Here is a 21,172-nt window from a genome sequence, read left to right as displayed (position 1 = left end):
CTTGCCTCCCAAGGACTCCACCATCTCTCCCGACCAAACCCAGCCCGCCTCCGAAGGGGATGTCTACGTCTCCCCGCGCTACCTCGCCGGACTGCCCGGGCACGCCGACCCGAGCTTCGCCCCGGTTGCCCACTGGCCCCACCATCACCTCGACGCCGGGCCGTGCCAGCTCGTCATCACCTCGCCGGACCACCGCATCCGCATCGGCTGGTTCGGCGACGACTACGACACATGGGTGATCAGCGCGGCCGAGGACCCCGTGTCCGAACCCCGCTGGACGGCACGGATCAACCAGAACACGCCGCCCGAGATCGTCCAAGCTCTCACCAGCGCCCTCGCCGCGGAATGGACCGAAGACAGCGACACCTTCCTGATGTCACGGTCGTGGGACCGGACCGACACGGTCAAGCCCCTGCTCGACGCGGGCTGGGAACGAAAACCTCTCCGGCACGGCATCCTGGAGTTCGTCTCCCCGGACGGGCTGGCCGGAGCGGGCATCAATGTCGTCAGCACCGGCAAGAACGCCGAACTGGTGACCCTGTGGGCCGGACCGGCGGGCTGGGGAACCCGCGCAGAAGCGATCTTCACCGCGCGCACCCCGAAGCACTTGATCGCCGCCACCGCCGCTGCCCTCGTCGACCCCACCCCCGTCCTGCGGTACAAGGACTCCCTGCATCCGCGGCTTGCCGAGCGGGCCCAACTCACCCCCGTCGAGCCGCCCCGCCCGGCCACGCCGACCCCGCTCGACCTGAAGCAGGCCGCGGCAGCCCGGCGCCCAGCCGCAGCCGCTCCCGCCACCCGCAGCGTCCGCCGCTGGACCACCAGCACGCCGGCGCCGGTTGCCCCGGCAGGCGCCCGCCTCGGGCCCCGCCGCTGAACCACCCCGCCCTACGTCCCTCCCCACACAGCGAAGGGCGCGCCATGTCCCTGCACGCCGAGCAGTTCTTCACCCAGCAGCTCGACCTCACCGAGGGCGCCGTCGTCGGTGACACCTACTACGCCACCCCCACCCCAGGCTCCCCGCTGCGCCTGCGGATCGGTTTCTCCCGCGCCATCCGCCTCGGCGAATACGACGGCCTGCGACTGCAGATCCTCCACACCGAGCAAGGCGGCGTCCTGGACACCGCGATCCTCACCTTCACGGACCACGACACCTTCCGCAGCCGCGACACAGCCGTCGACCGGCACCCCGGAGATGACGGGTACGGCGTCGTCCGCGACTGGAACGACCGCGGCGAACCGCCGTGGAACGGGGCCGCGACCACAAAGCTGCGCCGAGCGATCGACCAGTACACCGCCCTCTGGTTCCCCGCTGCCACTGCCCCAGCCGAAGAGATCAGCGAAGCAACTGGCCTTGTCCGGCCGCCCGCCGGCACCGGGGCCGAACGGGTTCTGGCTCGTGGACCCCGACTTCCGCGCCCGGCTGGAGTCCGCCACCCACCTGCTCCTCGAAATCGTCGCCGACTGCCTGGACGACGACTTCCACGCGGGCGAACTGCTTGGCATCCCGGACGAGTTCGGCGTGGTGCTCGAAGCGGTGGCAGCGGCCGAGATAGCCGTCGGCACCCGATCGCCTTTCGACCCCGCCGTCGCCCGGAGCCTGGTCCTCCTCGACCAGCGCCCCGTCGAGGAACAGGAACGGGTCGTGCGCACCGCTCTGCGCCGCTACTCCGCCACTACGCCTGGCATCCGGAAGACCCCGCCTCCTCTGCCTGTGAGCGTTCATGAAATTCCTCGTCAGCGATACCTTCGGCTCCACGTAATTCCCCAGCGGGTTGCGGCCGGTGACGGGCCGCCCGACTGCTGAGTGTGGGGCTGGACAGTGCCCTCAAGGACGCCTTCGGCGGCGCTTCGCGCTGGGCATTCGCCCATCCTTGACCGCCCTGACCAGCCCTGATGATCGGCGGCTATCAGGCGGCCCGGGAACCCTGGCGACCGTGGGAATCGAGGAGCGGCTCCGTCGTACGCATGCAGACGTCGGCGGCGACACCACGATGTCCATGGCCCATTCCATGAAGTTCCGGCTGGGGAAATACGCGACGTTCCACACTCGCCCTCTTTGGCAGCCGCCCGCACCCGCTGACCCGCACACCAGGAGCCGCGTGCCACCCCACGACGATGCACACCCCCTCGACGGAGACGTCTACGTCTTCCCGCGCTACCTCGCCGCCGGCACAGCGACCGGCGATCCCGCCCTCGCGCCACTGCTCGCTCTCGGCTGGGACCTTGAGCACGACGACCTCGGCAATGTCTACATACACGCGCCCGACCGCAAGGTCCGCCTCGGCTACCTGCCGGAAGGCGAGGACGACGGGTTGTGGCGCATCAACGCCTACCGAGACCCTTTCGGGCCGCCCGCCTGGGGAGTCTGCCTGAACGACAGCTGCCCCACCGAGTTCGCCACCGCCTTCACCACGGCCCTCGCCGAGGCATACCAGCAGAGCCCGGACGCGTACCTCGCCAGGCCCGTCTCCGGGAGCAGCTTCTTCACCGCCGGTCCCGGCGCGCCGGTCACCGTGACCGTCGCCAATACCAAGACCGCCGCCACGCCGAAGCCCGCCGGTGAGCCGACCGGAACCCCGCCGGTGCCCACGGACAAGCCGACCGTCTCCGGCGGGTCGAAGCCCAACCCGATGGCCTCCGGCACCCCGGACACCGAGTCCTCGCTCGTCCCGTCTCCGGACCCGGCGCAATCAGCGGCGCCGAAGACCCCGGCCGGGTCCCTCGCCCACACGGGTGCCGACGCCACCCCGTGGATTCTCGGCAGAGCCGGATTCCTGCTCGCCGGCGGCATCTGCACGCTCGTCGCCGCGCGCCGCTGCACGAAGCCCAAGCCCGAGCAGAGTGAGAGCGCCGACACCAACTGACCGAACCTACCCACGCCACGGGCCCCGGGACTGTCATCACTGACTCCCGGGGCCGTGGTGTGTCCGGACGAGGTCAGGCCGGTTCGTCCTCGGCGCGGAGTTCGTGCGGCTCGTCCATAGCTCTCGGGATGCCCCGCTCGCTGTGACGTACGTCGCTTACTCGCGGGTGCAGCTGGCCCCGGTCGCCGCCAGCTCGATATCGCCGGTATCAGCGCACTCTACGTAAATACAAGGTAAATTTCGGCAAATTTACGATCAAGGTACTTGTTCGTCTATCGTCGTACGCGTAACGACGTGGAACTCGAGAGAGACGCAGTGGCGGACATCACCAACCTCGCAATCCCCCCTTCGCCAGCCAGTGCGGAGTCTCCCTCGGGAGGCCGGCGTCGTGTGGTCGTGACGGGTGTCGGGGCGATCACTCCGCTGGGGTCTGATGTGGCCGGCACGTGGCAGGGGCTGCTGGAGGGCCGGTGCGGAGTCCGGCAGCTTCACGACGAGGAGTTCGACGGGCTTCCTGTGCGCATCGCCGCTCCCGTTGCCGTCGAGCCGGCCGAGCTGCTGTCGCGCCGTGAGATGCGGACCATGAGCCGCTGCGCGCAGTTCGCGTTGATCGCGGCCCGTGAGGCATGGGGCGATGCCGGATTCGGTACGGAGGACATCCGGAACGAAGTACTTGCGGCGGGGAGGGTCGGGGTGTCGATGGGCACGATCGTCGGTGGGGCTCCGGTGCTCGTCGCGGCAGAGCACACCCTCTCGGCACGGGGCGCGCGATTCGTCTCCCCGCACACGGCGCCCATGGTCGTCCCGAACAGTGCAGCGGCTCAGGTGGCTCTCGACCTCGGCGCGCGCGGGGAGGCGCGGACCGTGGTGTCCGCCTGCGCCTCGGGAACGGAGGCGATCGGGCAGGCCATCGACCGGATCAGGGACGGCCACGTGGACATCGTGCTCGCGGGCGGCACGGAAGCGGTGATCACACCGTCGGTGATGGCGTCCTTCACCGCCATGCGGGCCCTGTCCCCCGGCACGGAGGGACCTGAGGCCGCATCGAGGCCCTTCGACAAGGCGCGCGACGGGTTCGTCCTCGGCGAAGGCGCCGGAGTGGTGGTACTCGAGGCGGAGGAACACGCCCGCGCCCGCGGTGCCCGGATCTACGGCGAGGCCGCCGGCTGGGGCCTGTCGGCCGACGCCCATCACATGGTCGCCCCACGGCCCGACGGAGCGGGCATCGTCGATGCCCTGCACAAGGCCCTGGCCGATGCCGGGGCGCAACCGCATGAGGTGGCTCACGTCAACGCGCACGCCACCGCGACCCCGGCCGGTGACGCCGCCGAGGCCCTCGCCTTGCAGGAGGTGTTCGGAGCCGGCGCGACCATACCGGTCACAGCGCCCAAGGGCGCCCTGGGACACCTCCAAGGTGCCGCCGGCGGAGTGGAGGCGGTCGCCGCGGTCCTGACTCTGCACCACCGGCTGATCCCGCCGACGATCGGCTGCGACAACCCGGACGAAGGCGCTGACCTCGACATCGTCGCTGACGCGCCACGCCCCCTGCCGGAGAAGGGGGATCTGGTGCTCAGCAACTCCTACGGATTCGGCGGCCACAACGCCGTCCTCGCCTTCCGCCGCTACACCGACATGCACAGCGAGGTCGGCTGAGCCTCGCCACAGCCCGTCCCTCGCACGAAGAGTCCCGCGGCCTGGCCGCCGGGATGCCCCCTTCCGCCCCCCCTCTTGAAGGATTAGACGTGATCTCCACCGGCATCAGAGAAGTGCTCCTCGCGTACCGCATGAAAGCGGGACTGTCCGCTGTGAAGGTGGCACAGGCCGCGGGGATCTCTGAACTTCGCTACGACATGCTGGAATCGGGCCGTGGCTGGCCGGGAAGTCGCGCACTCTCCGCCGTTCTCGACGCATTGAATGTCCCGGAGGACCAACGCCCTCGTTGCGCTGTCCAGGGAACCCCGCTGTCCGGCATCGAGCGTGCCCTCCTGCACGGGAAGCCTTATCCCGCGCTCGTGGTGGACCACACCTGGCGCGTGGTGGACTGCAACCGGTTCTTCGCCGACCAGCTGCCGGAATGCGCTGCTCCCGGGGCAAGCATGCTGCGATGGATCTTGCACCAGGAGGGAGCCCGGCGGCGCCTGGCGAACTGGGAGGACGCCGCAGCCGCCTACACCGCTGCCTTGCGGGATGCACTGACCGCCGACCCCGAGGACCCGGACCTGCAATCCCTGCGCGCGGACCTCCCCTCAGAGCTGTGGGAGACGGCCTGCCCCGATGCCGGCCAGCCAGACGGACAGGGCCTCATCTGGCGCACAGCACAAGGGCCCTACACCATCTGGGAATGCGCCGTCATGGTCCCCGCCAGCCGCCCGGACCTGCTCACCGTGGACTTCCTCCCCCACACCCTGCCCCACAGCTCTACTCCAGTGCCGACTGCCCAAGTACAGCAACCGGCCACCACATTCGAGGGAGCACTCCTCGCCGGCATCGCCCGGTGCGGTGCCTGCAACCTCGACCTCACCGCCAACAATGATCACTACCAGTGCCCTGACAACTGCGTGACCATCGCCTCGGAGATCCTGGAAAGCCGCGTCGCCGACGCCGTCGTCGACCGCATCTTCACCCCCGAATCACTGCGCAAACTCGCCCTCGCACAGGAAGTCCTGGTCGCAGAAGGCATCGAGATAGACCAGCCCCTGCCGGTCTCACCAGGCCACGCCCGCCACCAGTGGGACCACGCGCTTCCCGCAGCAACCCGCCGCGCCTTTATCACCTACTCCGTAGACCATGCGCTCGTGGCCGCCGGGGCTGACGGAGAGCCATCCACCACCATCTCCTGGAAGCAGTAGACCATTTCCTCCCTGCTCAGGCTTTCGGCTCGTGCAGCTGAGCGAGGCGATGGACCGCCTGCCTACGGCCAGGGGGTCATGTCAGGACGCCGACCCGCGCGGCGAGGCCCCGCAGCTCGGTGGTCGTCCGCCCGGAGACCAGTAGTCCGGAGACCAGGGACTTCACCGCCGGGCGGGCGTGGGTCTCTTCCGGGGCGTGGTGCTCGGCGGCCAGGAGCGCGCGGATGCACTCGTCCCGGCGGCCCGAGCGGGCGAAGGCGGTGGCGACGTCGGTGTAGTAGCGGGCGCGGCGCTCGGTACTGGGCAGGCTCCCGGGCGCCACGGCCTTGGCTGCGGCAAGCGCCGCCGTGGGGTCGCCGGCGGAGTTCTCGGCGGAGACCAGGTGCAGTTGGACGGTCGTGGGGCTGAATCCTCCGCCGTGGTCCCGCAGCACGGCGGCTGGGCCGAGCTCCTTGGCGATCGCGGCGGCTTCGCCGGTCAGCTCCCGCATGCCGACCGCGTCGCCAGCGCGGGCGGCGGTGTAAGCGGCGGACTGGATCAGCAGCCCCCGCTGCGCCGCGAGCGCCGGATCCCCACCGTGGAGGGAGGGGTGGTCGGCGGCTGCCAGGGCGATGGACAGTGCCTGCTCGTGCCAGTCGGCCTTGCGGGCGAGGACCGCGAGCTGCCGCGCGGCCTCCGCCACCAGCAGTGGCTCGCCGGCGGCTTCAGCCGCCTGGCGGGCACGGTCGGCGGCCATCCACCCGAGCTGCTGCTCGTCCAGCTTGATCAGCATGCGCGTGGCCAGCAAGTAGCTGTGGGCCAGCAGCCCGTCATCCACGGCGTCGTCACCGGCGGCGCGGGCGTGAGCGGCGTACATGAGTCGGGGCAGTCGGATGGCGAGACTGCTGTACTGGCAGGCATGGAAGTCGGTGAAGGCGCGGGCCAGGTCGGTGCGCAGGACCGTCGGCGGCGGCACGGCGGTGTCGGCGTGGAGGCCGAGCATGGCGTCGCGGACACGCGCGACCAAGACCTCTCCGACAGCGGCTTCGGCGGCGGGTGTCTTGCCGGTGGGCAGGATCGGGGCGCCCACGGCCGCGGCAGCCGTGACCGCAAGGTTGGCCAGCAGCTTCCTGCGCCGCACCGAATCCTCCCCGTCTCCTGGACGAGCTGTCCCCGCCAGCCTAGGGCTCGGAAGGCGCGGGTAGGCGGCAGTTGGCCCGATTCTGCGCCCGTGCCGGACTTCCGGCGGGGCGGTCAGACCAAGGGCCTGCGGCGGGATGTCGAGGGCGTCGGCGAAGCGTCGCAGCACGGTGACGTCCGTCAAGGGTGAGACGCCCCGTTCGTAGCGGGACACCTGGGCAGCGGAGTAGCCGGTCAACTTCCCGAGCTGAACAAGGGTCAGGCCCTGCTTCTTGCGGGCACGCCGGATCAACTCGCCCAGGCTGCCGTCTGCCGCTGGCACTGACTGTGCTGTGACCGCGTCCATACCCGTCCCCCGCTCGCCGGGAGTGCGCCGCTGCACACCGTAGCGGCACCGGCCGCCCGAGGACAGGGGGCTTTGCACCGGATGCAAACGGCTTTGCGGCCCACGGCAACACCCCTGCCGCCGCCCTGCTGGTCGCAGTGTCCTCGAAGCGCAGGCGGCCCGGACAGCGGGTCGCCGCCGCGCATCTGAAAGGGGATGTGAGGGATGACCGTACGCAAGAGGGCCGCCGTGGTGGGGCTCGGTGGCCAGGCCACCGGCGACCACCTTCCCGGCCTTGCCCAGTGTCATCTCGCCGAGCTGGCTGGCGTCTGCGACGTGGACGCCGACCGGGTCTCCGCCGTGGCCGACAGGCACCAGGTCCCGGGCTTCACCGACGTCGACCAGCTGCTGCAGGAAGTGCGGCCGGACTTCGTCGTTGTCGCGGTGCCGCACCACGTCGGCCGGGAAGTGGTTGCCGCGTGCGCCAAGTCGGGGGTGCACGTGATGAAGGAGAAGCCGTTCGCCACCGACCCGCACGAGGCCGCCGAGCTGGCCGCGCTGTGCGAGAAGGCGGGGATCACGCTGATGGTCACCGTCCAGCGCCGCTTCCACCCCGTCTACGCGGCCACGCTCACCCTGCTGGAACGCATCGGGGATCCCTACCTGGTCGAGGGCCGGTACACCTTCCGCTGTCCGGACCCGGCCGCCGGCTGGCGTGGCCGTGCGAAGCTCGCCGGCGGCGGGTGCCTGGCCGACATGGGCTACCACCTCATCGACCTGCTCCTGTGGTACCTCGGTCTGCCCGACCGCGTCCTCGCCGACATCTCGGCCGCCGCAGCACCGGAGGCTGAGTACGACGCGGAGGACACCGCCCTCGTGCACCTCGCCTACGACCGCGGGCTGTACGGGTCGCTGCTGGTCTCCCGCTCGGCCGGGCCGAGGACGGAGCGCCTGGCCATCACCGGCCCCCACGGCACGCTCGCCCTCGATCGCGGCGTCGTGCGCCTTCTCGACCCGGCCGGACAGGTTGTCGAGTCGCTGCTGCGCGAGCCGGCCTGGCCCTGCCTGCCCGCCGCGCTGATCGACCGCTTCTGCCGCGTCCTCGACGGCACCGCCACCAACCCCTCGGGCCCGGCCGAGCACCTGCCGCACGCCGCGTTCCTGGCCGCCGCCTACGCCTCCGCCACCACCAACCGCCCCGCCGCCCCCAAGGAGTACCTGGCATGAATGACTCCACGCTGGCCCTGCTCGGCGGCACCCCGGCCGTCACGGCGCCGGGCCCGCACTTCACGTGGCCGCTGATCACCGAGGCCGATCGCCAGGCCGTGGCCGCCCAGATGGAGACGGCCGTCTCCATCCCGGACCGCTCCGGTGTCATCGCCGATCTGGAGGACGCGCTCGCCTCCTACCTCGGTGTCCGGCACGTGGTGACCACCTGCACAGGGACGGCCGCGCTGCACTCGATGTACGCGGCAACCGGCATCGGCCCCGGCGACGAGGTCATCGTCCCAGCACTCACCTTCCACGCCACCGCCACCCCGCTCTTCCACCTCGGCGCCCACCCCGTCCTCGTCGACGTCGACGACCGCGGCCAGCTCGACCTGGAAGACGCCGCACGCCGCATCACCGCCCGGACGAAGGCGGTGGTGGCCGTGCACCTGTGGGGGCTGCCGGAGGACATGGACGCGCTGACCTCGTTCGCCGACGAACACGAGCTGATGCTGCTGGAGGACGGCTCCCACGCCCACGGCGCCACCTGGAACCACAAGATGGCCGGCACCTTCGGCACCGCCTCGGCGTTCAGCCTCAACGGGCCCAAGCCACTGTCCGCCGGCGAGGGCGGATTCGTCGCCACCGACGAGACTGAGCTGTACTACCGGGTGCTGCTCCACGGCCAGTACAACAAGCGGTGCCGTCGCGAGATCCCCGCCACCCACCCGCTCGCCCGCTATGCGGTCACCGGCATGGGACTGAAACTTCGCATCCACCCCCTGGCCGCAGCCCTCGCCCGCACCCAGCTCACTCGTTTGGAGGACCACCTCGCCGGGCGCCAGACGATCGCGGCCCGGATGTGCGCCGCCCTGGACGGCGTCCGCGGCATCCGCGTCCCCGACGTACCGGCCGCCGCGCGGGCGTCGTGGTACGCGCTGCCGCTCCGCTACGAGCCCGCCGAACTCGGCGGCCTGCCGATCGAGCGGTTCCTCGACGCCCTCCACGCCGAAGGCGCCACCGAAGCCGATCAGCCGGGCTCCACCTGCCCGCTGCACACGCATCCGCTCTTCCAGGCCCCTGGATCCTTGCTGCCCGGCTACGCTGACGGCCACCACCAGCCCGCCGACGGCTTCCCGGCAGCGGAGCACGTGCACGCCACGACACTGAAGCTGCCGGTCTGGAGCGGCGCGGACGACGTCCGCCTCGTCGACGCCTACACCACCGCCATCGCCAAAGTCGCAACCCACGCGAAGGACCTGACGTGACCTCCTCCACCGTCACCCCCGACCTTCTGGACGACCTCGCCCGCACCGCCGCGCGCGACGGCATCGAGAAGACCGTCGTCGGCGGCGTCATCGCCAGCGAGGACGGCAAGGTGCTGCTGCTGCACCGGCCGGCCGACGACTACCTCGGCGGGCTGTGGGAGCTGCCCTCGGGCGGTGTCGAGACCGGCGAGAGCCTGATCGAGGCCCTGGAGCGGGAAGTCGCCGAGGAGACCGGCCTGACCGTGACCGAGGTCGACACCTATCTGGGGCACTTCGACTACCGCTCCGGCTCGGGCCGCCGCACCCGCCAGTACAACTTCGCCGCCACCGTCACCGGGCGGACGGTGCAGCTCAGCGAGCATGATGCCCACCTGTGGGCGGACAACGGCCAGCAGGCTCAAGTCTCCAGCGCCGTCCAGGCCGTCCTCGACACCTGGCGGCAGACGACCGCCTGACAGCCGCCGCGCCCGGCCAGCTCCGGTCCGTACCGCCCGAAGGGCGGATGCAGACCGGAGCCCTTCCCTGCGTGAGGGGCGCGCAAGGCTATGGTCGCCAGCCGTTCGCCCCGCTCGGGCGGTGCGCCGAGGCAGGGTGACTGCCTTCCCTGCTCCCGTCATCAGGCGGCATTCGAGCTCCCCCTGGACTCTGATGGTGCAGATTCCGCAGGCTGGCGAGCACTCGCGAGCTCCTAACCTGCGGTGTTGTCGGCAGTGAGCAGCGCTGACGGCGGAGTCCGTCGCCGAATCATGAGCAATCTGGTGCGATGGGAACCGACTTCGCGGTCGGCAGCCGCGAAGGAGTCGCAGGTCACGAGATCCATTGCTCACCTAACCACGGAAATGCTCGATCGGTGCTCATGGTCACGCGGAATTGCTCACGGAATCGCGGATGCCAGGGGTTCGATGGCATCGGGCAAGTTCGCCCGGGGCAGACAGGATTGAGCCGCGAATGACTGGCCAAGCGTGCCGGGACATGTCAACCTAGACGACCTTCCCGGAAAACCACCAGGTCAGAGAGGTGATTTCCTTGTCCGTGACTCCCGTGAGTCCTGGTTTCTCCACCACTGTCGGGGCTCTGCGGCTGCGTGAGTGGCAGCTCGGCCCGGGACAGCCTGCAATCGTCATGGACCAGTTCTCCACGGACGACTTCAACCTGGTCGTGGATGATCGTGCCGATGTGCACGTCAGCTCGAAGGACGGCCGCTTGTACGTGGGATGGTTTCCGATCGGCCGCCCCGGCACCGACGGAGAGGGGTGGAAGATCGCCGTCACCGGTACGGCCACCGTCCCCGGCTACCACATCTCCTTCGACGTGGAGACGCCGGCCGATATCGTCGCCGCCGCAGTAGCACGCCTGTTGGAGACATCCCGGCGCCTGTGACGCCTCATCAGGCCCGCATGGCAGTCCCCGCCGCAGGGATTTTTCACCCGCAGGCGGAGGGCTCACGGCCTGCCGTCGTACTCGTGTTCCCTTTCGTTAGGAGGCCGCCCATGGTAGGCGCGGAACATTCAGAGATGACCGTCGCAGATCTGATCGACCTCTTGTCCGACTGCGACCGGAGCGCCCTGGTGCGGCAGGCGATGAATCCGTTCTTCCCGATGGCGCACCGCCTCGAACAGGTCATCCAGGCCACGGATGAGACCGGGCAGACGGTCGTCTATCTCGCCGAGGGGCGGGATGCGGACACCCAGCTCGGGCATCTGCCGCCTGAGGTCGCGGTCCGGCTCGCCTGGCAGGGCCCTGTCCAGGCGCCCCCGCGCCGACCACGCCGTATTGCCAACCGCAAGTAGATTCCCCACCACCACCTTGGAGGCGCCCCTGCTCCCCGACTTCCCGTCCGCCCCGAACAAGGCACAGGACGCCTACTGGGTCGGTCCCCGGCACCTGGCCGGTGACGACGGACGTCTGTACGACGCCGTCGCCGACGTCCTGTCGAGTCTCGGCTGGACGAGCCTGGTGATCGTCCGCGGTCGGCAGGAGCCGGACGAGGCGCCGGAGGACCGGCAGGTCCTGCGCAGCACCGTCCTGCACATCAGCCCCGACACCCTGCGGTGGGCCCAATGGGTCCTGGCGGACGAGCCGTTCCATCTCGGGGAGCTGCCGATCGCCTGGCAGGTCTCGGCCCGCGGGGACACCAGCAGCCCGCTCGCCACGTGGTCCGCCTACTTCACCCCCGACGTTCCCGGGGAGGTCCTCGCCGACTTCCTCAACGCACTGGACGCCAGCGCACAGCCCGCCGTGCCGCTCGGCGCGCCTGGGGTGGTCCTCGACGCCGTGACGGCGCACGGTTGGATCCGCGACATCGACCAGCCCGGCGCGGGAGCCATGGACCCGTCCTTCACCTCGTACCTCAGCCTCGGCGAGGCGCCGCCTCTCATCCAGGACGCCGACCCGTGCGCCCTGGCCGACTTGGCGGACGGGGCGGGCCCGGCTGGGTGGCAGGCGTGGGCCCAGCCCGCGCTGGGAACGCCGTTCCTGTGGGCCGCTTCCTTCAGCGCCAGCACACCCGACGACCTCGTCGCCGCGTTCGCCGGCTCCCTCAGCTCCACCGCGCCGGTCCTGCGTCGGGTGCTGCCCGAGACCACCCGGGACCGGCTTCTGCGAGCCCCGGCCAGCTGATGGCAAGGTCCGTGAACACACCCCGCGAGAAACGAGAAGGAGGACCGTTACCAAGGTCCTGGTGCAGTATCGCCTGATCGGAGCCGTTGAACGACGTGGCCGTGGCCGACGAGACCGGCGCGATGGCGGCGCACACGCGGGCGGAGCGGCACTAGGCTCGGCGCCATGGCCAAGAGCGCTCAGCACCTGCCGGGGGACCCGTCGCAGCTGCATTTGAAGTACATCTACGACCACGGGCTGCAGGACGACCCGCACGAGCAGACCGTGCAGGAGTGGGAGATCAGCATCCGGCACGGGTACGAGGTGCACGACGACAAGCACTGCCCGGTCCTCAACGACCCGGATTCCCCCGGCGAATACTGCGAGGGGGACTGCGCGGCCTTCGAGGAGCAGGGCGTCGAGGTCGGGCGCATGACCTTCTACCGCATCCGCCTCGACCAGGGCATGAACGCCTGGTGGGCCATGGAGGAGCAGTCCCAGGAGCTGTACGAGATCGCCGAGGTGCTTCTCGACCAGGACACCGGCTACTTCACCGACGAAGTGGAGCAGCAGCTCGAATACGTGGGTACCGACCTCCTGGTCATGGACCGTGTGGCCCTCGACCGAGAGTGGAGAGGACACGGTCTCGGCCCGGTCCTCGCCGCCGAGGCCATCAACCGACTCGCTCCGGGCTGCCGCGCCGTCACCTGTTCCCCGGGGATCTCCGAACGCGACAACGGCTGGAAGCCCGATGAAGGCGAATGGAACCGGGTGACTGCGCAGATCGCCGCAGCATGGGAGAAGGTCGGCTTCACCCTCTACAAGGACAACGTGTACCTCCTCAACCCCGCCACCGTGGTCCCCGAGGAGGGGCGGGCGGCCCTGCGGGCCGAGTTCAAGGAGCTGTGCACAGCGTGGCGGGAGTTCGCCTTCACTGCCGTGGAGCCGACCCGGGGGACACCGGACGCGTAGACCGCGCAGGTGTGGCCGGCGCTCAGCTGGCCTCGGCCGTCGTCATGAGGTCGTATCCCTGATACCAGCGGGGATCGCGGACGGGAACGGGCGACATGCCCAGGGAGAGGGCGACCTCCGCCAGCGACCGGTAGTCGCCCCTGGGCCTCTGGGCCAGCCGCAGCCGGTAGTCCAGCACCGTGTTGTAGGCGCCGTCGGCGAGGTGGGGCAGGTGGCGGGCATGCCACAACAGGCTGTCGAAAGCGCGGGACACGGAGCGCCGTACCAGGGCCCACTGCTCCGGGTCGCTGCCGATCATGTGCATCAGAGCGTGCCAGCGGCCGGCGTACGGCCCGGTGGGTGCCGGCCAGCCGCTGCTGCCGGGCATGAGCCTGGCACCGTCGTCGTCTTCCGCCTCAAGCAGGATGCGCAGTTCAGAGCCGAGGTGGGACAGGTCCAGGTCGCCGATGGCGGCGCCGCTCCATGCCATGAGGATCCGGAGGGACTCCGCGACCGCAGCGACCAGATGCTCGCGGGCCTGCGGGGCGTCCCCGAGGGAGAAGCCGCGGCCGGGCAGCACCGGGGGATCCTGATCCTGGTGCCAACGGACGATCGCTTCCGCCCATGGCCACGCGTCGCTGTAGGGGTCGCTGCCGTTGTGGGCAGCCTGGTACTGGCCGACGAAGCGGGGCAGGACAGCATCGGGGTCAAAGGCCATGGCCCGAGTGTGCCCCACCGCCGGCTGCCGCACGCCTGAAAACGCGGTGACGGATCCCCGCGCGCCAGCGCTTTCAGGCCATCTGCCGCACAGGGACAGCCGTCAGGCCCTCGACGCCCTGGCAGGCGAGCGGGTGTCTGTAAGCACCTGTTTTCACAGCCACGCACTGGAGCCCACGGAAGTGCTTACAAACAGAGCGGGTCCTCGGCCTCGACCGGCATCGCGATGCCGATGGTGGGCGCGGCGTCGGCAACGGCGACGTACGTGCTCGTCTAGGTGCGCAGGCGATAATTGACGGCGGCGGAGGGTTGCCCCTTGGCTTTGTGAAACAGCAGCCCATGCAGCACATGATCCGCGCCCGCAGCCAGCCGTTCCGCTCGCCTATACCTGAAGGCGTTCCGAGAGAACCCGTCGACCGCTCCGCCCACCTATGGGTCCTCGGCTGACGTACCCGCTCCGTACGCGGCCTCACTGCCGTACAAGCCCGTAGCTGTGACGAGGGGCAGGTGCCCCCTGGCCGGAGTCAGGGGGCACCATGGCGTTGTACGGGGGTCAGTGCGCCGCAGTCGCCTTGGCGAGGGCCTTGCCGAGATGACGGTCGACGAGGGCCGGCGAGCCTGAGACGTCCACCAGTACGCTTCCGTCGCGGATTGCGGTCTGCTTCACCACGGTGTCCCGCCCGTCGGCGGAGAACGTCAGCAGCTGGCTCCACTGCTCGTCGCCGAGCCGGGGCGCGGTCAGCCGCTGCGTTGCGACCTCGATGGTGGTGCCGCCGACGAGGAGCTGGTAGTGCGGGCAGCCGGTCATGGCGTCGAAGATCCTGCTCGTGCCGGCGGACAGCCTGGCGGCGGTGTCGCTGTACAGCTCCTCGGAGACCTCCGAGTTGCTGCTGCCGGTGTAGGTGAAGTCGGCCTTCGCCTGGTGCGGGAAGGCGAGCGGGCCACCGGTGGCCGCGTCGGAGCCCAGGCCGTTCAGGGCGGGGCAGCCGAGGACGTTGACGTCGTCGTGCTGGGACGGGCTTTCGGGTTTGCGGGTGTAGCCGCTGCCGAGGTCGTTCTCGTCGAGCAGGCGCGTCGTCATCGCGGCCGATGACAGGGGAGCGCCCTTCGGCGAGGCGAAGGCCGGCTTCCCGGTGCGGGTGGCGGCCGTGGCTGAGGGCTTTGCCTTGCTGGTACGGGCGGAGCAGGCGGGCAGGGCGAGGACCGCGACAGCGGTGAGGCCGAGGGCGGAGACGGCGGTGACGCCAAGAACGCTGGTGGTGATGCGAACGCGCATGCGGAACTGACCCCTTGGTGCTAGGTGACGAGTGGTCAGTGCGAGCCCTGGGGCCCGGTGGGGTGGTAGGAGTGGGGGTCAGTGGCCGAGGTGGCGCAGGCAGTCCTCGAAGGTGGCGTGCGTCGAGTCCGCGGGGCCTGCGTGCCGGTTGTACCAGGCGGTGTCGAGACGCGTCTCGTGCTGCTGGTGGCCGGCGCGGCAGCGCAGCAAGATCTGGTCGTGGGTGGAGAGGATGATCCAGTCCCGGTAGGCGCCGCACTCGGCGCAGGCGACGACGTCGTCGTCGAGGACGATCGGCCACGACCAGGGCATCATCCGGCCGTCGAGCTGGTCGTGGCTCGGTATGCGCAGCTCCGGCGGGAGGAAGTCGTCCACCACCGCTGCCGGCTGTATCGCGGCCTGCATGCGTTCGACCTCCGGCGGGACCTGGCCCTCCAGCTGTGCCCACATCTCGAAGTGCCGGCGCTGTATCTCGCTGGGCTCCGCCGCACGGCGGCGGCGTATTCGGTCAAACACTCCGGACATCCTCCTCGTCTCGTCCTGCACGCGTCATGATCGTGCCCGAGTACCTCTGACCAGTTCAACTCACAAAGTCCACAGTCACGACCGGTTGTGCCTCGGCCCGGGCTGGCCCGGTGTCCGCTGCCCGGTTCGGGATGCCGACTGCTGGGCGGCGTGGGGGCCGGTCACCGTGTCGCTGGTGTCGGCGGGCAGGCCGGCGGTGCGGCGCAGGCGCCATACCAGGACGTCGCTGGCGGACTCTGCCGTCTTCAGTTCCCGTCGCCTGGCGGCATCGACCAGGAGGGTGGCCGGGTCGTGGCCGGCGGCCTCGGCGTCGGCGAGGGTGGCGGCGAGCGCGTACCAGCCGGGCTCGGCGAGGATTTGGTCGGCCAGCTCCGGCAGGGCCTCGCGCAGCACTGTCGTGTGCCGGTTGAGCAGGGGGCGGTGAAGGCGCCGGCCGCGCTGGTAGAGGACGCCGAGGGGTTGTGCTGCGGCGGCCTGGTAGGCGGCACGCAGGTGCTCGGCGGCCTGGCGGGCGGCGGCGGCCTGCTGGGCGTGGCCCTTCTTCGCGTGCCAGTGGATGGCGGCGGTGATGAGGAAGAAGAGCATGTCGATCGCCATGGCCGTCGTGGCGCCGTCTTCGCCACGGCCGAGGGCGGGGCCGCTGTGGATGAGGTCGCGGGCGGCCTGCCGCAGTGCCCTGTCGTGCCCGCGTTCGGCCCGGACATGCGAGCGTGAGGCCCGCTCGAATGCCCAGGCTGCTTCTCGCAGTTCCGCTCGGGTGTGGGCGGCGGAGGTCTTGGCGAGCGCGTCCAGGACCTCACCGGCCGAGGCGATGTGGGCGGCTGCGACCGCGTCGTTGCCGTGCTCGAGGACGAGCACGGCCTGCCACGCTGCGGAGGCGGTGCGACGACGGGCGGCGGCCGGACTCTTTGGTGCCGTGCGCGGCAGCGGATCGGCCGGTTCGGCGTCCTGGCCGTCGGGGGCGGCGGACCAGCGTTCCCGGATCCGGGGCAGGGACAGGTCGGGCGCGAGACGTGCCCCGGGGTAGAACACCGGCTCGCCGTCCTTGTTGAGGTCGTCGGGCAGGGCCACCTTGTAGCCGAGCAGGTCCCCGGACGGGGCGGCCCGCTTGCGGATGAGGAGGCCGGCGGCAGCCAGCCGGTCGAAGAACTCTTCCTCACTGGTCGCGCCAGCCACCGCGCGTCGTACGGTCTCACGCAGTTCCTCCCGCGCGGTGCGCTCGCGGCCCAGGCGTTCGGCCTTGTGGCGTTCGGCGCTGGTGGGCCGCTGGGCGGCGGTGCCGTCGCCCGGCGCGACCTGGTGGAGGCCGAGTTCCTTCTCGATGAGCCGGGCTTCTGCCTGGGCGCGGGCGCCGGAGCGGAAGTCGTCGGGGCGGTGGCCGTCCTCGGTGACGAGGGTGGCGACGATGTGGATGTGGTCGTCGGCATGGCGTACGGCGGCCCAGCGGCAGCCCGACTGTCCGTCGCCAGGGTCGATGCCGGTGGCGGCGACGATGCGGCGGGCGATGTCGGCCCACTCCTCGTCTGACAGGATCCGGTCGCCGGGGTCGGCGCGGACGGAGGTGTGCCATACGTGCTTGGCCGGGCGGGCGTGCTTGGCGAGGGCCATCACGGGCTGGTCCAGGAGCTGCTGGAGGTCCTTGAGGGTGGCGTTCGGGTCGCGGCCGGGGTCGGGGGACATGCCGTCGAAGGAGGCGACGAGATGGGGGTCGGTATGGTCCTCGTACTTGCCGGTCTCGTAGAGGTAGTAGAGGAGACCTCTGGTGTCTGACCCGGACGGGTTGACGCTGGGGATCATGAGCCGTGGCGCTCGATCAGCCGTGTGGCGGCTTCGTGCGCGGTGTCGGCGGCACGCCGTACAGCGGCGACGGCCGCTTCGAGCTGGGGAGCCTCGGCACCGGAGTTGAGCGCCTTGACTGCCTGGTTGAGGTTGCTGCCGGCCCAGCCGAGCCGACGCCTGCTGTCGAACAGGGCGGTGATCACTTCGCGTTCGTCGGCGATCTCGGTACTGGTGCGGTCGAGGTCGCGGGCGGCGGCGAGCGCGGAGCGGGCGAGGAAGCCTGCGACGGACAGATTGCACTGGGCGGCGGCGGACTTGATCAGGGCGAACTCTTCTGAATTGAAACGTGTGTTGGGCTGGTGCAGACGCTTCTTCTCGGGCGGCTGGCGCGGACGCTGACGGGCGCGAGGAACACGCTGTCGGCGAGCGCGGCGGTCGGTCTGCTCCTCCTCCTGCCCCGGCTTCGATCCGCCCCCGGTCGAAGCCTGAAGGACCTGCGCCCCCCGGTGCAGGTCCTGGCCCGCCCTCTCGGGGGCGGGTTTGGCGGAAGCGTAGCTTCCGCCCCAACTTGCTCGCCCCGGGATCGAGTTGAGGTCGGGAGCAGGTTCCGGGGCGTTGCGGTTCTCGTTCGGGTTCGTCACAGGGTATCGGGCCTCGTGGAGTGGATGCGGTACTGAATGGCGGCAGCCAGCTCGACAAGGTCGGCCGGTCCCGCGAGGACGTGGACAGGGCTGTCGGCCGCGTGCTGGACGAGCCACTGGCCGTTCGGGGCGCGGACCGCTGCGTGCAGGAGCCGCCGGCGGACCAGGACGTCCGCCCAAGCGCCGGCTTCGGCGGCCGTGGGGGTGGATGAGCGAGCGGGGAGGTGGGTCACAGGGTGCCTTCCGGTAAGGGGCGGGGTCCCGGCACAGCCGGGACCCCAAGTCGGATCGAGGCTCTGAGCTGCTGTGCTTCCGGTTCAACCGCATTCAAGGCAGCGGTTGATGTGATTGCTGAGTGCCCGTGCCATCCGTCTCTTCGCCGACGAGGCGTACAGCGCACTGGCCTTCCCGGACGGCCTGTCTGCATGCCGCTGGGCGTGTGTGCTCAGGAAGAGGATCTCCCGTTCGAACTCCTCTCGGCAGACGTCGAATCGGCGGCAGGTCTTCATGGGGTCGTGCTCCTCGCCGTAGTGACGCCTTCCTCGCTCCGCAGTTGCTGGAGGACGAGGCTCAGCCGGTCGTTCCGGATGCCCTTGAGGCCCTCTTGTCGGAGGATCTCGCGCAGCTGAACCCGGGTGACGGTCTCGTTGCCGTCCCGTGCGAGCAGGGCTGGGACGTGGGGCCGGACCTGCCCGGCGAGCTGGTCCACGGACTCCTGTACCTCGTGCGGCAGATGCTGTGCTTGCCGGTTACGGGGCCGACTACCGCGCTTGACCTTCTTGGACTTCGTGCTCGGCGCCCGCCGGAGGGGGACCGGGCGTCCCCGGTCCCCGGTGGGTTCGGTCCCCGTGTTGGTGGTGCTCGGTCCCCGGTCCCCGGTGGGTTCGGTCCCCGTGTTGGTGGTGCTCGGTCCCCGGTCCCCGGTGGGTTCGGTCCCCGTGTTGGTGGTGCTCGGTCCCCGGTCCCCGGTGGGTTCGGTCCCCGACTTGGCGTCCTTCGGTCCCCGGTGCGATTCAGGGGCCTGAGCAGGCACTTCGGCCGAAGCGGAGGCCGTCCCCTCGCATCCTTCTGCCTCCTGGGCGGACGGCGGTGTGACGTCCCCGGTCCCCGACTCTGGCCCCCCGATTCCGTCTTCGGTCCCTGCGTCACGGTCCCCGGTCCTCGGGACCATTTCCCTTTCACCGTGCGGTCCCAGGTCCCCGATCGTTTCGTCGTCAATGCGGGGACCGCCTACGGGGACCGTGGTGTTCGGGACCGTCGGTGCGGGGACCACGGCGGCTGCCGTGTTGTCTTTTCGGGGGGACCAGGGCGAGGGCAGAGAGATCGTGGCGAGCGCGAGGGCGTGCCGGCGGGCGGCGAGCTGGTCGAGCAGTGCCGCGCGCTGGACGGAGTCGGTGCCGACCGCGGCCCGGCCGATCGTCTTCGACAGCTTTCGCGTGAGCCGTCGCCCGCGACGGTTCCGCTGCTGCTCGGGTGTGCGCTCGGCGAGAAGGGCCGCGAGGGCGACGGCGCGGGCGGTGGCGCGGTCGCGGGTGATCTGCGCGGCGTCTCGGTCCCGGACGGCGATGCCGAGCCGGGACAGCAGACGCTCGCGTGCTTCGCGCCCGAGGGTGGCGATCAGGCCGTGCGAGGCGGCGCCCGGGGTGCGCAGGCGTAGTTCGATGCCCATGGCGAGGTGCCAGAGCACCGCGGCCAGGACAGGGCCAGCGAAGGCGCGTACGGTGCCGCCGATGGGTCCGCTCTCGGCGTAGGCGGGGATCACCTGCACGCCGGTGATGACCCACACCAGGGTGCCCGGCACCCCGGGGGCCCCCTGGGTGGTCAGGTTCTGCCGGGCCATCAGCGCGGTTGCGAAGAGTGCCAGTTCCGCAGCGGCGAACATGGAGACTCGCTCGGCGGTGCCTGCAATGTCGAGGTAGTCGGCAGCGAAGCGCCAGCTGGTTTCCGCGCTGTAGACGGTGCAGCCCAGTGCGGCAAGTGCTGCAACCAGCACGGCTGGGTTGCCGAGACGTTTCTGTGTACGCGTGGCCCGGCGCCGGATCGCCCAGACGGTCAGGGCCAGGGCGAACACGGCAACAGCGGTGCCGATGCCGACGAGCAGGGACGGACGTGGGGCCGTACCGAAGGGCACCGGGATGAGGTGTGTCATGCAGCCTTTCCAACAGGGGTGTGAGCCAACGCCGCTTCCAGGAAGGAGAGTTGGTGCCAGCCTTCGGGCCGTGTGTCTCCAGGCCCAGCTGCGCGGTCGATGGCCTTGACCGGGGGTGAGGAGCGGCGTCGCTTCTGCGGCGGCTGCTCTGGCCGGGAGGCGGGGCCGGAACGTGCTGGAACCGGCCTGTGCACACCCGTGGCGGGGCCGGCGTCCGCCGGAGGGGTGGGACCGCTGGCCGTTTCCGGAGCCGCTGAACCCGGCGTCGCTGGGCGGGGAACCGGCTGCTTCGCGGCGGGCTGGGCCGCTGCGGTTTGGCTGCTTGCCGGGTCGGTCTGCCTCGCCTGCTCGTTCTTCTTGTACGGATTCGGCGGCCCATCGAGGATCTGGTCGTGTTTGACGACTCTGTCGGCAGCCTGCCGCAGCAGTTCTTGGGCGTGCTTGTAGCCGATCTTCAGGGCACTGGCGAGCCGGTCGGTACGCCAGGCCCGCGCGTAGGCGTGGTCGATGACGATTTCACGCTCGGCCTCGGTCAGGTGCACGTCGCGGTTGTTGTTGAGGAAGGCGGCGATGCGGCCGTAGTCGAGGCGTGCGGGCAGTCCCTTGTGCAGCTTGCGACGGTCGGCCGCGGTGACCCCGCCCCAGACGCCTTCTTTGAGATCGTTCTCCAGGGCGTGATTGAGGCAGTCGCGGCGGACCGGGCACAGGCCGCACAGCGCCTTCGCCTTGTCGATGGCCTGTTTGTCCCGGGGCAGCGGGTGGAAGGCGGCGTCGGCGTCCTTGGGGTCCATGCCGTGGCACGCGGCGTGGGCGTGCCAGCTGGTGTCGCCGATGCCGCGCAGGCCGGTGGCCGGTGCGTCGTGGGTGGTGATGTTGCGCAAGAGGGGTCTCCGGTGTGC

At 70.5% G+C, this 21,172-nt stretch carries 22 protein-coding genes; 12 read left to right on the top strand and 10 right to left on the bottom strand.

Translation table 11 applies throughout. From position 1 onward, the window contains the following. Position 1: 1 nt before the first annotated feature. Positions 2 to 877 carry an SPDY domain-containing protein gene (locus AQI95_RS29045; protein ID WP_244188880.1) on the top strand — a complete coding sequence of 292 codons (876 nt, stop codon included), beginning with the start codon at positions 2 to 4 and terminating at the stop codon, positions 875 to 877. Between the two features lie 11 nt (positions 878 to 888). Here the strand turns inward: AQI95_RS29045 and AQI95_RS48375 are convergent, their stop codons facing one another. Further along, positions 889 to 1,188: a hypothetical protein gene (locus AQI95_RS48375; protein WP_067130183.1), complete on the bottom strand. Its 300-nt coding sequence runs from the start codon at positions 1,186 to 1,188 to the stop codon at positions 889 to 891. 211 nt (positions 1,189 to 1,399) lie between these two features. On the opposite strand from AQI95_RS48375, the gene AQI95_RS29035 reads away from it, so the two are divergent. The 4 genes from AQI95_RS29035 (at position 1,400) to AQI95_RS29020 (ending at position 5,716) form a co-directional block, all read left to right on the top strand. After that, a complete protein-coding gene (locus AQI95_RS29035) occupies positions 1,400 to 1,807 on the top strand; it encodes a hypothetical protein (protein ID WP_067130180.1) in 408 nt (135 codons plus the stop codon). Positions 1,808 to 2,102: 295 nt separating this feature from the next. Continuing rightward, entirely contained in the window at positions 2,103 to 2,867 is a 765-nt protein-coding gene (locus AQI95_RS49195) for a DUF317 domain-containing protein (RefSeq protein WP_244188879.1), read from the top strand. A 294-nt stretch (positions 2,868 to 3,161) separates the two neighbouring features. Further along, positions 3,162 to 4,520 carry a beta-ketoacyl-[acyl-carrier-protein] synthase family protein gene (locus tag AQI95_RS29025; protein ID WP_341849485.1) on the top strand — a complete coding sequence of 453 codons (1,359 nt, stop codon included), beginning with the start codon at positions 3,162 to 3,164 and terminating at the stop codon, positions 4,518 to 4,520. Positions 4,521 to 4,609: 89 nt separating this feature from the next. Then, complete coding sequence (locus AQI95_RS29020) at positions 4,610 to 5,716, top strand: MmyB family transcriptional regulator (RefSeq protein WP_067130177.1); 1,107 nt, start codon at positions 4,610 to 4,612, stop codon at positions 5,714 to 5,716. A 76-nt stretch (positions 5,717 to 5,792) separates the two neighbouring features. Here the strand turns inward: AQI95_RS29020 and AQI95_RS29015 are convergent, their stop codons facing one another. Further along, entirely contained in the window at positions 5,793 to 7,157 is a 1,365-nt protein-coding gene (locus AQI95_RS29015) for a helix-turn-helix domain-containing protein (RefSeq protein WP_244188877.1), read from the bottom strand. Positions 7,158 to 7,385: 228 nt separating this feature from the next. Between AQI95_RS29015 and AQI95_RS29010 the strand changes: the two genes are divergently transcribed. The 7 genes from AQI95_RS29010 (at position 7,386) to AQI95_RS28980 (ending at position 13,207) form a co-directional block, all read left to right on the top strand. Then, positions 7,386 to 8,387: a Gfo/Idh/MocA family protein gene (locus tag AQI95_RS29010; protein ID WP_067130171.1), complete on the top strand. Its 1,002-nt coding sequence runs from the start codon at positions 7,386 to 7,388 to the stop codon at positions 8,385 to 8,387. Then, positions 8,384 to 9,637, top strand: a complete 1,254-nt coding sequence (locus AQI95_RS29005; RefSeq protein WP_067130168.1) for a DegT/DnrJ/EryC1/StrS family aminotransferase — start codon at positions 8,384 to 8,386, stop codon at positions 9,635 to 9,637. Before AQI95_RS29010 ends, AQI95_RS29005 begins: the two co-directional genes overlap by 4 nt. Next, the gene (locus AQI95_RS29000; RefSeq protein WP_067130165.1) at positions 9,634 to 10,092 is read left to right on the top strand and encodes an NUDIX hydrolase; all 459 of its coding nucleotides are present in this window, start codon (positions 9,634 to 9,636) and stop codon (positions 10,090 to 10,092) included. Before AQI95_RS29005 ends, AQI95_RS29000 begins: the two co-directional genes overlap by 4 nt. A gap of 571 nt (positions 10,093 to 10,663) precedes the next feature. After that, entirely contained in the window at positions 10,664 to 11,017 is a 354-nt protein-coding gene (locus AQI95_RS28995; RefSeq protein ID WP_067130343.1) for an SPDY domain-containing protein, read from the top strand. 134 nt (positions 11,018 to 11,151) lie between these two features. Then, positions 11,152 to 11,427 carry a hypothetical protein gene (locus tag AQI95_RS28990; protein ID WP_208614287.1) on the top strand — a complete coding sequence of 92 codons (276 nt, stop codon included), beginning with the start codon at positions 11,152 to 11,154 and terminating at the stop codon, positions 11,425 to 11,427. Positions 11,428 to 11,443: 16 nt separating this feature from the next. Further along, a complete protein-coding gene (locus AQI95_RS28985; RefSeq protein WP_067130158.1) occupies positions 11,444 to 12,256 on the top strand; it encodes an SPDY domain-containing protein in 813 nt (270 codons plus the stop codon). 165 nt (positions 12,257 to 12,421) lie between these two features. Next, positions 12,422 to 13,207, top strand: coding sequence for an MBL fold metallo-hydrolase (locus AQI95_RS28980; protein WP_067130155.1), 786 nt, complete (start codon positions 12,422 to 12,424; stop codon positions 13,205 to 13,207). A 22-nt stretch (positions 13,208 to 13,229) separates the two neighbouring features. Here AQI95_RS28980 and AQI95_RS28975 read toward each other — a convergent pair whose 3' ends face one another. From AQI95_RS28975 to AQI95_RS28940, 8 genes are all read right to left on the bottom strand, one after another. Continuing rightward, positions 13,230 to 13,904 (bottom strand): hypothetical protein, encoded by a 675-nt coding sequence (locus tag AQI95_RS28975; protein WP_067130152.1) that lies wholly within the window; start codon positions 13,902 to 13,904, stop codon positions 13,230 to 13,232. 552 nt (positions 13,905 to 14,456) lie between these two features. Continuing rightward, the gene (locus AQI95_RS28970) at positions 14,457 to 15,179 is read right to left on the bottom strand and encodes a hypothetical protein (RefSeq protein ID WP_067130149.1); all 723 of its coding nucleotides are present in this window, start codon (positions 15,177 to 15,179) and stop codon (positions 14,457 to 14,459) included. Positions 15,180 to 15,257: 78 nt separating this feature from the next. Further along, entirely contained in the window at positions 15,258 to 15,695 is a 438-nt protein-coding gene (locus AQI95_RS28965) for a hypothetical protein (RefSeq protein WP_067130147.1), read from the bottom strand. Positions 15,696 to 15,779: 84 nt separating this feature from the next. Next, the gene (locus AQI95_RS28960; RefSeq protein ID WP_067130144.1) at positions 15,780 to 17,501 is read right to left on the bottom strand and encodes a relaxase/mobilization nuclease domain-containing protein; all 1,722 of its coding nucleotides are present in this window, start codon (positions 17,499 to 17,501) and stop codon (positions 15,780 to 15,782) included. Further along, a complete protein-coding gene (locus tag AQI95_RS49190) occupies positions 17,498 to 18,124 on the bottom strand; it encodes a plasmid mobilization protein (protein ID WP_244188876.1) in 627 nt (208 codons plus the stop codon). The genes AQI95_RS28960 and AQI95_RS49190 overlap by 4 nt, the downstream gene beginning before the upstream one ends. After that, positions 18,121 to 18,357 carry a hypothetical protein gene (locus tag AQI95_RS28950; protein ID WP_067130141.1) on the bottom strand — a complete coding sequence of 79 codons (237 nt, stop codon included), beginning with the start codon at positions 18,355 to 18,357 and terminating at the stop codon, positions 18,121 to 18,123. The genes AQI95_RS49190 and AQI95_RS28950 overlap by 4 nt, the downstream gene beginning before the upstream one ends. Positions 18,358 to 18,629: 272 nt before the next feature. Continuing rightward, the gene (locus tag AQI95_RS28945) at positions 18,630 to 20,273 is read right to left on the bottom strand and encodes a hypothetical protein (protein ID WP_067130138.1); all 1,644 of its coding nucleotides are present in this window, start codon (positions 20,271 to 20,273) and stop codon (positions 18,630 to 18,632) included. Continuing rightward, the gene (locus AQI95_RS28940; protein WP_067130135.1) at positions 20,270 to 21,154 is read right to left on the bottom strand and encodes a WhiB family transcriptional regulator; all 885 of its coding nucleotides are present in this window, start codon (positions 21,152 to 21,154) and stop codon (positions 20,270 to 20,272) included. Before AQI95_RS28940 ends, AQI95_RS28945 begins: the two co-directional genes overlap by 4 nt. Between the last annotated feature and the right edge of the window lie 18 nt (positions 21,155 to 21,172).

Origin of the sequence: Streptomyces yokosukanensis (assembly GCF_001514035.1) — a bacterium.
Classification (GTDB): Bacteria; Actinomycetota; Actinomycetes; order Streptomycetales; family Streptomycetaceae; genus Streptomyces; species Streptomyces yokosukanensis.
Note: the sequence above shows the minus strand (reverse complement) of the source record. Positions and strands in the feature narration are given on the sequence as shown.

What these genes read in the sequence shown, in the direction of transcription:
- AQI95_RS28990 (WP_208614287.1), top strand. Translation starts at nt 11,152, where the DNA reads ATGACCGTCGCAGATCTGATCGACCTCTTGTCCGACTGCGACCGGAGC.
- AQI95_RS28945 (WP_067130138.1), bottom strand. Translation starts at nt 20,273, where the DNA reads ATGACACACCTCATCCCGGTGCCCTTCGGTACGGCCCCACGTCCGTCC.
- AQI95_RS28970 (WP_067130149.1), bottom strand. Translation starts at nt 15,179, where the DNA reads ATGCGCGTTCGCATCACCACCAGCGTTCTTGGCGTCACCGCCGTCTCC.
- AQI95_RS28980 (WP_067130155.1), top strand. Translation starts at nt 12,422, where the DNA reads ATGGCCAAGAGCGCTCAGCACCTGCCGGGGGACCCGTCGCAGCTGCAT.
- AQI95_RS29005 (WP_067130168.1), top strand. Translation starts at nt 8,384, where the DNA reads ATGAATGACTCCACGCTGGCCCTGCTCGGCGGCACCCCGGCCGTCACG.
- AQI95_RS28975 (WP_067130152.1), bottom strand. Translation starts at nt 13,904, where the DNA reads ATGGCCTTTGACCCCGATGCTGTCCTGCCCCGCTTCGTCGGCCAGTAC.
- AQI95_RS29010 (WP_067130171.1), top strand. Translation starts at nt 7,386, where the DNA reads ATGACCGTACGCAAGAGGGCCGCCGTGGTGGGGCTCGGTGGCCAGGCC.
- AQI95_RS28960 (WP_067130144.1), bottom strand. Translation starts at nt 17,501, where the DNA reads ATGATCCCCAGCGTCAACCCGTCCGGGTCAGACACCAGAGGTCTCCTC.